14 protein-coding genes and 1 pseudogene are annotated in these 9,552 nt (G+C 66.9%); 3 read left to right on the top strand and 12 right to left on the bottom strand.

Translation table 11 applies throughout. The features are described from left to right. Nucleotides 1-67 precede the first annotated feature (67 nt). The 4 genes from FKP22_RS12120 to FKP22_RS33420 are packed head-to-tail and all read right to left on the bottom strand — an operon-like array spanning nucleotide 68 to nucleotide 2,552. Nucleotides 68-514 (bottom strand): ExbD/TolR family protein, encoded by a 447-nt coding sequence (locus tag FKP22_RS12120; RefSeq protein ID WP_141287746.1) that lies wholly within the window; start codon nucleotides 512-514, stop codon nucleotides 68-70. A 22-nt stretch (nucleotides 515-536) separates the two neighbouring features. After that, complete coding sequence (locus FKP22_RS12115) at nucleotides 537-1,184, bottom strand: MotA/TolQ/ExbB proton channel family protein (protein ID WP_141287745.1); 648 nt, start codon at nucleotides 1,182-1,184, stop codon at nucleotides 537-539. Nucleotide 1,185: 1 nt separating this feature from the next. Beyond that, on the bottom strand, nucleotides 1,186-2,001 hold the full coding sequence (dapB, locus tag FKP22_RS12110; protein WP_259372440.1) for a 4-hydroxy-tetrahydrodipicolinate reductase: 816 nt from the start codon (nucleotides 1,999-2,001) through the stop codon (nucleotides 1,186-1,188). Next, nucleotides 1,998-2,552, bottom strand: a complete 555-nt coding sequence (locus tag FKP22_RS33420) for an outer membrane protein assembly factor BamE (protein WP_231010300.1) — start codon at nucleotides 2,550-2,552, stop codon at nucleotides 1,998-2,000. The genes dapB and FKP22_RS33420 overlap by 4 nt, the downstream gene beginning before the upstream one ends. Nucleotides 2,553-2,728: 176 nt before the next feature. On the opposite strand from FKP22_RS33420, the gene fur reads away from it, so the two are divergent. Continuing rightward, the gene (gene fur, locus FKP22_RS12100; RefSeq protein ID WP_141287744.1) at nucleotides 2,729-3,211 is read left to right on the top strand and encodes a ferric iron uptake transcriptional regulator; all 483 of its coding nucleotides are present in this window, start codon (nucleotides 2,729-2,731) and stop codon (nucleotides 3,209-3,211) included. On the opposite strand, the gene hprK is transcribed toward fur, so the two are convergent. From hprK to hpf, 3 genes are all read right to left on the bottom strand, one after another. Beyond that, nucleotides 3,165-4,124 carry an HPr(Ser) kinase/phosphatase gene (hprK, locus tag FKP22_RS12095; RefSeq protein WP_141287743.1) on the bottom strand — a complete coding sequence of 320 codons (960 nt, stop codon included), beginning with the start codon at nucleotides 4,122-4,124 and terminating at the stop codon, nucleotides 3,165-3,167. The genes fur and hprK overlap by 47 nt on opposite strands. Further along, on the bottom strand, nucleotides 4,121-4,591 hold the full coding sequence (locus FKP22_RS12090; RefSeq protein ID WP_141287742.1) for a PTS sugar transporter subunit IIA: 471 nt from the start codon (nucleotides 4,589-4,591) through the stop codon (nucleotides 4,121-4,123). Before FKP22_RS12090 ends, hprK begins: the two co-directional genes overlap by 4 nt. Nucleotides 4,592-4,837: 246 nt before the next feature. After that, on the bottom strand, nucleotides 4,838-5,179 hold the full coding sequence (gene hpf, locus FKP22_RS12085) for a ribosome hibernation-promoting factor, HPF/YfiA family (protein ID WP_141287741.1): 342 nt from the start codon (nucleotides 5,177-5,179) through the stop codon (nucleotides 4,838-4,840). A 582-nt stretch (nucleotides 5,180-5,761) separates the two neighbouring features. Here hpf and corA point away from each other — a divergent pair. Both corA and FKP22_RS12075 read left to right on the top strand, forming a co-directional pair. Then, nucleotides 5,762-6,736, top strand: coding sequence for a magnesium/cobalt transporter CorA (corA, locus tag FKP22_RS12080; RefSeq protein WP_141287747.1), 975 nt, complete (start codon nucleotides 5,762-5,764; stop codon nucleotides 6,734-6,736). A 5-nt stretch (nucleotides 6,737-6,741) separates the two neighbouring features. Further along, nucleotides 6,742-7,458, top strand: coding sequence for an HAD family hydrolase (locus tag FKP22_RS12075; RefSeq protein WP_141287740.1), 717 nt, complete (start codon nucleotides 6,742-6,744; stop codon nucleotides 7,456-7,458). On the opposite strand, the gene FKP22_RS34370 is transcribed toward FKP22_RS12075, so the two are convergent. From FKP22_RS34370 to FKP22_RS31985, 5 genes and pseudogenes are all read right to left on the bottom strand, one after another. Further along, on the bottom strand, nucleotides 7,459-7,587 hold the full coding sequence (locus FKP22_RS34370) for a hypothetical protein (RefSeq protein ID WP_310733326.1): 129 nt from the start codon (nucleotides 7,585-7,587) through the stop codon (nucleotides 7,459-7,461). It lies immediately after the preceding gene. Further along, a complete protein-coding gene (locus FKP22_RS12070) occupies nucleotides 7,553-7,951 on the bottom strand; it encodes a nuclear transport factor 2 family protein (protein ID WP_310733325.1) in 399 nt (132 codons plus the stop codon). Before FKP22_RS12070 ends, FKP22_RS34370 begins: the two co-directional genes overlap by 35 nt. Nucleotides 7,952-7,968: 17 nt before the next feature. After that, nucleotides 7,969-8,742 (bottom strand): SDR family NAD(P)-dependent oxidoreductase, encoded by a 774-nt coding sequence (locus tag FKP22_RS12065; RefSeq protein ID WP_141287739.1) that lies wholly within the window; start codon nucleotides 8,740-8,742, stop codon nucleotides 7,969-7,971. Nucleotides 8,743-8,785: 43 nt separating this feature from the next. Then, a complete protein-coding gene (locus tag FKP22_RS12060) occupies nucleotides 8,786-9,346 on the bottom strand; it encodes a DUF3833 domain-containing protein (protein ID WP_141287738.1) in 561 nt (186 codons plus the stop codon). Further along, nucleotides 9,331-9,552: pseudogene (locus FKP22_RS31985) on the bottom strand (hypothetical protein); the annotation flags it as partial. The gene FKP22_RS12060 and the pseudogene FKP22_RS31985, both read right to left, overlap by 16 nt.

The following is a 9,552-nucleotide window of genomic DNA, read 5'->3' as shown; positions in this document are numbered from 1 at the left end:
CATCGACCCGGCCGGGCAGGTGGTGCTGCTGCAGTCGCGCCCACTGGTGACACGGCGCTGAGCCGGTTCAGGGTGCGGCAGTGGTGCCTGCGGGCTTGGCTGGCGGGCCGGCGGTGATGAAGCCAATGTGGCTCAGGCCGGCGTCCTGCAGCAGGCCGATCAGCTCGGCCACGCGGCCATAGGGCACTTTCTCGTCGGCGCGCAGCTGCACTTCGGTATTCGGATCCTGCTGCGAGGCCTGGCGGGCGCGCAGCGTCAGCTGGGCGTCGTTGACCTGCTCGTCGTCCAGGTGCAACTGGCCGTCGATGCTGATGGCCACCGAGAGGAATACCGGGTTGTCGCCGGGCGACGCGCCTTCGGCCTTGGGCAGGTCCAGCTTCAGGCTGCTGGCCATCAGCGGGGCGGTGATCATGAAGATCACCAGCAGCACCAGCATCACGTCGATCAGCGGCGTCATGTTGATGTCCGCCATCGGCTGCGGCGGGCGGGTGCGTTCCAGGCGTCCGAAGGCCATGGCGCTGTTCTCGGGTGCGGGCTCAGCGGCCCGTCAGCACGAGGTCGCGCAGGTCGTGCGCGAAGCCTTCGAGCTCGGCTTCCAGTGCGCCCAGCCACTTGCCGAACAGGTTGTAGGCGAGCACCGCAGGAATGGCGACGGCCAGGCCGGCGGCGGTCATGATCAGCGCCTCGCCGACCGGGCCGGCGACCTTGTCGATCGACAGGCTGCCGGCGGTGGAGATGCCCAGCAGCGCGTGGTAGATGCCCCAGACGGTGCCGAACAGGCCGATGAAGGGCGAGGTGGCCCCCACCGAGGCCAGGAACACCTGGCCGCTCTGCAGCCGGCCCAGGCCTTCGTGCAGCGCGTCGCGCAGGCGGCGGGTCAGCTGGGCTTCGGTGCTGGCGCTGCCCTGCAGCGTGCCGGCCATGGGCTGCGCGGCGGCCGCGTCCACCATGCCCAGCAGCACCTGTTCGCGGTCCAACTGGGCCACACGTTCGCGGCCGTCCTTCAGGTTCGGTGCCTGCCAGAAGGCGGCGACGCTGTCGCGCTGGCCGCGCAGCGCGCGGCGCAGCAGCCAGGTCTTCCAGACGATCAGCACCCAGGCGCCAACCGACATGGCCAGCAGCAGCAGGGCCACCGTGCGGCCGATGCCGTCGCTGCCCGCCCAGAAGTCGCTCAAGCCGTTCATCTCAGGACAATCCCAGCACGTCGTTCATGTCGAACAGGCCACTGGCCTTGCCGGCCAGGAAGCGCGCGGCGCGCAGGCTGCCCTGCGCATACGTCACGCGGCTCGAGCTCTTGTGCGTGATCTCGATGCGCTCGCCAATGCCGGCGAACAGCACGGTGTGGTCGCCGACGATGTCGCCACCGCGCACGGTGGCAAAGCCGATGGTGCTGGGGTCGCGCGCGCCGGTGACGCCTTCGCGGCCGTAGACGGCACATTCCTTCAGGTCGCGGCCGACGGCCTTGGCGACGACTTCGCCCATCGCCAGCGCGGTGCCGCTGGGCGCGTCGACCTTGTGGCGGTGATGGGCCTCGATGATCTCGATGTCGTAGCCCTGGTTCAGCGCCTTGGCGGCCTGGGCCAGCAGCTGCATCACGACGTTGACGCCCACGCTCATGTTGGGCGCCATCATGATGGCGATGCGCTGCGCGGCGGCACCGATTCGGGCCTTTTGTTCCGGCTCGAAACCCGTCGTGCCGATGACCATCTTCACGCCCAGGCGCTCGCATTCGGCCAGGTGGGCCAGCGTGCCATCGGGCCGGGTGAAGTCGATCAGCACCTGGGCTTTGGCCAGGCCTTCGGCGAGGTCGGCTGTGATCTTGACGCCGCTGGCCTGGCCCAGCCAGGCGGTGGCGTCGCTGCCCAGCGCAGGGCTGCCTTTGCGGTCCAGCGCGCCGGCCAGCACGCAGTCGTCAGCGGCTTGCACCGCCTCGATCAGCATGCGGCCCATGCGGCCGCATGCACCGGCGATGGCGATGCGCAAGGGGCCGGCGGCACTCACAGCGTCTCCAGCGGCGGGTAGATGCGGGTCGGACCGGTGGGGGCTGCGGCGGTGCTGGCGGCTGCGGCGGGCGGCAGCGGCAGGGCGGCTCGTTCCTCGTCGGTCAGCATCAGCTTGCGTTCCTTGCTCGGATCGGCCTTGTAGCGCGTGATGGACGCGACGAACTCGCGTTCTGACGGCAGGTCGGGCGGCGCGTCGACGGTCTTGACCGTGTCCTTTTCGAAGCGGATCACGACCGAGCGCTTCTGCGCTTCGGTACCGGGGCGACGCAGCGTGAACACATAGTCCCAACGGTCGCCGTGGAAGGGGTCGGCCAGCAGCGGCGAGCCGAGGATGTCGCGCACGTCGTTGCGGCTGCGGCCGGGCTTGATCTGCGCAATCTGCTCCGAGGTCACCACGTTGCCCTGGACGATTTCCACGCGGTAGGGCGTGATCACGCTGGTGATGCCCTCGCTCATGGTGCGCGAGACGTAGGCACAACCGCCCAGCAGGCTGGCCGCCATCAGCGCGGCCGCGACCGCAACGGGTCGAACAGAACTCAGCAAAGGCATACGGCGAATCGCCCTGCGGGCGGCGATGGAGCGAAAAAGAAACCGCGCGACACGAGGCGAAGGCGGCCGAAATGGCTTGCCTGTCGCTTGAGGCGGACAGGCTGGCTATGATTGGACGATTCTAGGGCAACGCCAAACAAGTCTCACCAAGCCTCGCGGGGCCAGGGATTGACACCATGAGCAACCAGGTAGACGAACTCAAGAGCAGCGGCTTGAAGGCCACGCTGCCGCGCATCCGCATTCTGGAGGTCTTCCAGAAGACCCAGCAGCGGCACATGACGGCGGAAGACGTGTTCAAGGCCTTGATGAACGAGGGTGCGGACATCGGCCTGGCGACGGTCTACCGTGTGCTGATGCAGTTCGAGCAGGCCGGCATCCTGGCGCGCAGCCATTTCGAGTCGGGCAAGTCGGTCTTCGAGCTCAACGAGGGCAACCACCACGACCACCTGGTCTGCCTGAGCTGCGGCCGGGTCGAGGAATTCTTCGACCCCGAGATCGAGTCGCGCCAGCGCGCCGTGGCGCAATCACGCGGCTTTGCGCTGCAGGACCATGCGCTGGCGCTGTACGCCACCTGCGTGAAAACCGATTGTGAACACCGCCCGGCAGGCGGCGTCAAACATCCGAGCCCGAACTCATGGCAGCCTGGTGGCGGGCGATGAATTCCTGGTAGGTGTCAATGCCGCGCAGCTGCAGGATGGTGTTGCGCACCGCGGCTTCCACCAGCACTGCCAGGTTGCGGCCGGCGTCCACTGCAATGACCACCTTGCGGATGGGGATCTCGAGGATGTCCTCGTGCAAAGGTTCGTAAGGCAGGCGCTCGAACTCGCGCTCCATGGTTTCCTTGCGGACCAGGTGCACGATCAGCTTCAGGCGCATTTTGCGCCGCACCGCCGTCTCGCCAAAGATGGCCTTGATGTCCAGCAGGCCGATGCCGCGCACCTCCAGCAGGTTCATCAGCAGCTCCGGGCAACGGCCTTCCAGCGTGGCCTGCGAGATGCGGAACAGGTCCACCGCGTCGTCGGCCACCAGGCCGTGGCCGCGTGAGATCAGCTCCAGGCCCAGTTCGCTCTTGCCCAGGCCGGATTCACCGGTCAGCAGCACGCCCAGTCCCAGGATGTCCATGAACACGCCGTGGCGCGTGGTCCGGTCGGCCATCAGCTGGCTCAGGTAGGCGCGCACCACGTCGATCACATGGCCGGCCGAATGGCTGGTGGTGAACAGTGGGATCTCGGCCCGGTCGCACATGGCCACCAGCCGATCCGGCGGGCGCTGGCCATCGGCCACGATGATGACCGGCGGCTCCAGCGTGACGATGCGCTGGATGCGGCGCTCCTGGATCTCGGGCGCTGCGGCCTCGCCCAGGTAGTCCACCTCGCGGCGGCCGACCAATTGCACCCGGTAAGGGTGGATGTAGTTCAGGTAGCCGACCAGGTCGGCGGCCGAGCGGGCGTCGCGCACCGCGGCTTCGTCGAAGCGGCGCTCGGGGTGGGCGTGGCCGGCGATCCACTCCCAGCGCAGCGCCGGCTGGTGCTCCTCAAACAGCGCCTCGGCGCTGATCGAAATGGCTTTCACGCCACCGACTTCAGCGGTTCCCAGCCTTCGATCAGGCGGTGCACAGCAGCTGCGTCGGGCTCGCTCTTGAGCTTGTCGCGCAGTTCGCGGTCGGACAGCAGCTCGGCAATCTCGGAGAGGATCTCCAGGTGGCGCTGGGTGGCCGCCTCGGGCACCAGCAGGAAGATCAGCAGGCTGACGGGCTCGTCGTCCGGTGCGTCGAACGGGATGGGCTGCTGCACGCGCAGCACCGCCGCCAGCGGGTTTTTCAGGCCCTTGACACGGCCGTGCGGCACCGCCACGCCATGCCCCAGGCCGGTCGAGCCCAGGCGTTCGCGGGCGAACAGGTTGTCGGTGACCGTGGCCCGGGCAATTGCATGCTGGTTCTCGAACAGCAGGCCGGCGTGCTCGAACGCGCGCTTTTTGCTGGTGGCGTCCACACCCACCAGCACATTGGCGGCGGGCAGGATGGCGGCAAGGCGGTTCATGAAGAATGTTCTCCGACTACGGTCACAACTGGAGCGGCAGGCTGTTCAAGCGTGCGGGCGGGGAGCGGATTATAGAAATCGACAGTCTCACCATGAACTTGAACGAAGCCTGAATCAAGTGGTTGACGGATGGGGTGCTGCGTTGCAGCAACAGTTCACGATTTCGCAGGTGTAACAGTCTCGCGCTTGCGCCAGGCAGCAAAAACGGCCCCGCAGGGCCGTGTTGGGTCGACAAAAGCGAAGCCATCAAAGCGGTGCGGCCACCTGGCGCTTGGCCGATTCGTGGTGGTGGTCCTGCATGCGGTCCTTGTGACGGCAGACCTGGCGGTCCAGCTTGTCCATCAGTTGGTCGATCGCCGCATAAAGATCCTCGTGGCAGTGTTCAACGAAGATGTCGCGGCCCTTGACATGGAGGGTGACCTCCGCTTTTTGTCGTCGATCCTTTTCCTTCTGGTTGTCTATCGTCAGCAGGACGTTGACATCGACCACCTGGTCGAAATGGCGCGTGACCCGGTCCAGCTTGGTCAGCACGTACTCGCGAAGCGCGGGGGTAACGTCTAGGTGATGTCCGCTGATCGTCAGGTTCATCGAGGACTCCTTTCAGGAAAGGGGAAAACAAGAGCAGGCTCATCACCTGCATTTGGTCGCTCGCAGCCGGTGCCTTTGGGGGCTCCGGTCGAATTCAGTGTGCGCGTGGGACCATGCTTTGACAAGCGTGGTCAGCCTCGTCCCAGGGGGTTAGACTCGCTGGTTGTGAGCATTACTGCGCAGGCCGTTCGCGGCGGTGTCTGGCCCTTTGGGGGCCAAGGCCACGCCTGACCCGTGCAGCCCGGCGTCACGGCCCTTTCGGGGCGCCAAGGCCTGCTGGCCCGGTGTTTTGGAATGGCCGGCTGCTGGGCAAAAACCCAGGGAAAACCCCGTGCGGCTCTCCGTTTTTAGACCCTGCCTGCAGGACCGGTTTTGGTTTTTTCTTGATTGTTGAAAGCACGACTTGGACACCCCTCACCCTCGGTGACCGTCCATTCCAGCTGCCGCGACGCCTGCCCCCGGGCCGGTCCGGTCCGTCTGGGGTGAGACGGTCTGCTCCGAACACCCCGACCTGATCTTTCTGCCCGCGCCGTGCCTGCCTTCCTCGGCCGCCGTGCCGGGCCGATCCGCTGGAAGTACCGCATGCTCAACGTGTTCACGCTGGACAAGGGCCGCCTGAGTGGCCGCCTCGTGCAAGAGGAAATCGAAACCGCGGCCGAACTGGCCCAGGTGCAGCCCGTGTGGGTGGACCTGGAAGCGCCGTCGGCCGAGGAGATCGGCTGGATCGCCGGCCGTTTCGGCCTGCAGATCCCCGGCAACATCGTGGACGATGACCTCGAAGAATCGGCCCGCTTCTACGAGGAAGACAACGGCGAGTTGCACATCCGCTCCGACTTCCTGATCGATGACGACATCACGCCGCGCAACGTGCGCGTGGCCTTCATCCTGTTCAACAACGTGCTGTTCTCGGTGCATGCCGAAGACCTGCCGGTGTTCCGCCTGCTGCGGCTGCGTGCGCGCCGCATCCCGGCCCTGATCGAGGACGCGAAGGATGTGCTGCTGAAGCTCTACGACGCCGACGCCGAATACTCCGCCGATGCGCTCGAAAGCATTTACGACAGCCTGGAAAAAGTCGGCGCCCGGGTGCTCAAGCAGGACGTGGACGACCGCATGGCGGCCGAGATCCTGGCAGCCATTGCCAAGGAAGAGGACTTGAACGGTCGCATCCGCCGCAACGTGATGGACACCCGCCGCGCGGTCAGCTTCATGATGCGCAGCCGCATGCTCAACGCCGAGCAGTTCGAGGAATCGCGCCAGATCCTGCGCGACATCGACTCGCTGGACAGCCACACTGCCTTCCTGTTCGACAAGATCAACTTCCTGATGGACGCCACCGTCGGCTTCATCAACATCAACCAGAACAAGATCATCAAGATCTTCTCGGTGGCCTCGGTCGCGCTGCTGCCGCCCACCTTGATCGCCAGCATCTACGGCATGAACTTCCAGGCCATGCCTGAGCTGACCTGGAAATACGGCTACCCCTATGCGCTGTGCCTGATGGTGGCCTCGGTCGCCGCGCCGCTGCTGTATTTCCGCCGCAAGGGCTGGATGCGGTGACGGTCATGCCAAGCTGGCGCGCCATCACGCTGGACCTGGACGACACGCTGTGGCCGGTCTGGCCAGCCATCGAAGCCGCCGAAGCCGTGTTGCACGGCTGGCTGAAGGCCAACGCACCGGCGACGGCTGCGGCTTTCGACACCGCGGCGCTGCGCCTGATCCGCGAGCAGGTCGGGCGCGAGCACCCTGAGCGCGGCCACGACCTCAGCTGGCTGCGGCTGACCAGCATTGCCCGCGCGTTGGCGCAGTGCGGTGAAGACCCGGCGCTGGCCGAGCCGGCTTTCGAGCTGTTCTTCGAGCACCGCCAAAAGGTACAGCTTTACGACGACGTGCCGGCCGCGCTGGTGCGGCTGGCCGCGCGTGGTCCTGTGCTGGCGCTGACCAATGGCAATGCCGACCTGCAGCGCATCGGCCTGGCCGGTCATTTCGCCGGCACGCTGGGTGCGCGTGAATTTGGCGTAGGCAAGCCCGAGCCGGCGTTTTTCCATGCCGCCTGCGAGCGCCTGGGCTGCGCGCCGCACGAAGTGCTGCACGTGGGCGACGACTGGGCGCTGGACATCGAAGGCGCGCACGCCGCCGGCCTTGCCAGCGTCTGGCTGCATCGGCCCGGCCATCGCCCCAAGCCGCTGCGCACCACCGCCACGCCGTGGCGCGAGCTGGATTCGCTGACGGCGTTGGCCGATGCGCTGGACCTGTTCGACGCCGCGCCAGCGAAAGCCTGATCAGTCCCGGCTCAACTGGGCCGCAGGCCCGGCGATGCGCCGCTTCAGCCAGCGCAGCAGGCCGCCCAGCAGCGGCACCTGCTCGTACAGCTCCTCAGCCGCGTCCCAGTAGTCGCGGTGCAGCGCCACCCGGGCCCTGCAGGTCGAACAGCAAATGGCTGCTGCCGTGGATGTGCAGCGGCCGGCCGTTGCGCAACGCGTCGAAATCCCAGGTCATGAAACACTGCGCGCCTTCGGCGATCACGCTGTGCACCGTGAAGCGCGGCGCCTGCAGGTTGGTGAACATGCGGCGGAAGATCGCGTCGATCTCGGCCACGCCCTGCACGCTGTGGAACGGGTCCTTGAAGTAGGCCTCGGGCGTGTAGAGCCTGGGCAACTGCGCCAGGTCGGCCAGCTGCAGTTGCTCGAAGAAGTGGATCAACTTCTGCACCCGTGCGTCGGCATGGCGCGGTGCCGGGCGCTGCCGGTCCTTCAGCTCGGCGAGGGAGGGCAAGGCGTTTTTGAGCATGGTCACAGCCCCGTCACCCGGCGCACGGCCGGGAAGTACAAAGCATCAGGCAGGTAGCGTGCGGCGCGCATCCAGCGGGTGAAACGTTTCGGAAAGTGCAGCGAGAAGTCGCCCACGGCCCAGCCGGCCAGCATCTGCCTTGCGGCTTCATCGGCGCTGATCAGCGCTGGCATCGCGTGCTCGTTCTGCTGCACCAGAGGCGTGTCGACAAAGCCCGGGCAGACCACCGACACGCCAATGCCTTGCGCATGCAAATCGCAGTACAGGCACTCGGCCAGGTTGATCAGCGCCGCCTTGGTCGGCCCGTAGGCCAGCGAGTTCGGCAGCCCGCGGTAGCCGGCCACGCTGCTGATCAGGCTCAGGTGGCCGCTGCGCTGGCGCAGCAGCACCGGCAGCACGGCGTCCAGCAGATTCAGCGCACCGACGTAGTTGATCTGGTCGTGCCGAAGCGCATCCACCAGGTCGAAGGCCGTGGCGCGCAGCGCGCGGTAGTGGCCGGCGCAGTACACCACCATGTCCAGCCGGCCATGCCGGGCCACCACGGTCTGTGCGGCAGCCTGCAGCGAGTCGCGGTCGGTCACGTCCAGCGCAATCGCCTGGCTGCCCGGGTGGCGGGCCACGAATTCGTTAAGAGGAACCTCATGGCGGGCCGAGCAGACGACAACGGCGCCGGCAGCATGCAGCCGCTCGGCCAGTGCCCGGCCAATGCCCGAAGAGGCACCGACCAGCCAGACCACCTGGCCCTGCCAGGCGGGAATGCGGGGGTTCAGGGACATCAGGTGCTTTCGCAGCAGTGCAGGCGGGCAGGCATGGCCGGGCTCATGGCTTGTAGAAGGCCAGCGTGACCTCGCCGAGCTGGAAGCCGAACTTGCGCATCGCCGCCTTGTTCAGCATCACGTGGGCATCCATCAGGTACATCCAGTCGTTGAACTGCACCTCGTAGACCGTGCCGTCCACCGGCAGGCGCAGCGTGTAGTGCCAGTTCAGTGCATTGCCTGCGGCCTGGCCGACGGCCTCGCCGACCACGTCGTCGGCCCTGCCGGTGTAGCGGCCGTCGGGCAGCTGGCGCAGGTGCCAGACCCTGCGCTGGCGCTCGCCGTCGCTGTAGACGAAGTCCTCCTCCAGCACGCCTTCATCGCCTTCCCAGCGGCCGTTCAGGGCCACGCTGAAGCGGCGTACCACCTTGCCCGAGCGGTCGGTGAACAGCCCCTGCGCGCTCATCGGGCCGTTGAAATAGCTGCGCAAGTCCAGCACCGGGGTCTGGCTGGCGTAGTCGGCCGGCGTCGGGCTGGCGCAGCCGGACAACAAGGCCAGGCACAGCGGCGCGCTGAGCGCGAGCCCGGCCAGGCGAGGCCAGCGGGTGTTCAGGCGGGCAAACATTCAGGCACCTTTTTTCTCAGCCAGCCGTGCCATAGCAGCAGGCCAGCCAGGGTTTTCAACACACAGGGCAGCGCGCCATACACGGTGGCCAATGCCAGGCCGGCAGCCGCATCGGCATGGCCTGGCGCATAGCCGAGCGCCTGCAGCAGCGGCAGCGCCACGCCGGCCGCCAGCGCCAGGTTCAGCTTGGTGCAGAGCTGCCACCA

The sequence above is a fragment of the Ideonella azotifigens genome (assembly GCF_006519715.1).
Taxonomy (GTDB): Bacteria; Pseudomonadota; Gammaproteobacteria; order Burkholderiales; family Burkholderiaceae_C; genus Ideonella; species Ideonella azotifigens.
The sequence above is the reverse complement of the archived record's forward strand: the minus strand, read 5'-3'. Positions and strand labels throughout refer to the sequence as shown.

Coding starts and splice junctions, on each gene's coding strand:
- FKP22_RS12120 (WP_141287746.1), bottom strand. CDS start 514: ATGGCCTTCGGACGCCTGGAACGCACCCGCCCGCCGCAGCCGATGGCG.
- FKP22_RS12115 (WP_141287745.1), bottom strand. CDS start 1,184: ATGAACGGCTTGAGCGACTTCTGGGCGGGCAGCGACGGCATCGGCCGC.
- FKP22_RS33420 (WP_231010300.1), bottom strand. CDS start 2,552: ATGCCTTTGCTGAGTTCTGTTCGACCCGTTGCGGTCGCGGCCGCGCTG.
- fur (WP_141287744.1), top strand. CDS start 2,729: ATGAGCAACCAGGTAGACGAACTCAAGAGCAGCGGCTTGAAGGCCACG.
- FKP22_RS12090 (WP_141287742.1), bottom strand. CDS start 4,591: ATGAACCGCCTTGCCGCCATCCTGCCCGCCGCCAATGTGCTGGTGGGT.
- hpf (WP_141287741.1), bottom strand. CDS start 5,179: ATGAACCTGACGATCAGCGGACATCACCTAGACGTTACCCCCGCGCTT.
- corA (WP_141287747.1), top strand. CDS start 5,762: ATGCTCAACGTGTTCACGCTGGACAAGGGCCGCCTGAGTGGCCGCCTC.
- FKP22_RS12075 (WP_141287740.1), top strand. CDS start 6,742: ATGCCAAGCTGGCGCGCCATCACGCTGGACCTGGACGACACGCTGTGG.
- FKP22_RS12065 (WP_141287739.1), bottom strand. CDS start 8,742: ATGTCCCTGAACCCCCGCATTCCCGCCTGGCAGGGCCAGGTGGTCTGG.
- FKP22_RS12060 (WP_141287738.1), bottom strand. CDS start 9,346: ATGTTTGCCCGCCTGAACACCCGCTGGCCTCGCCTGGCCGGGCTCGCG.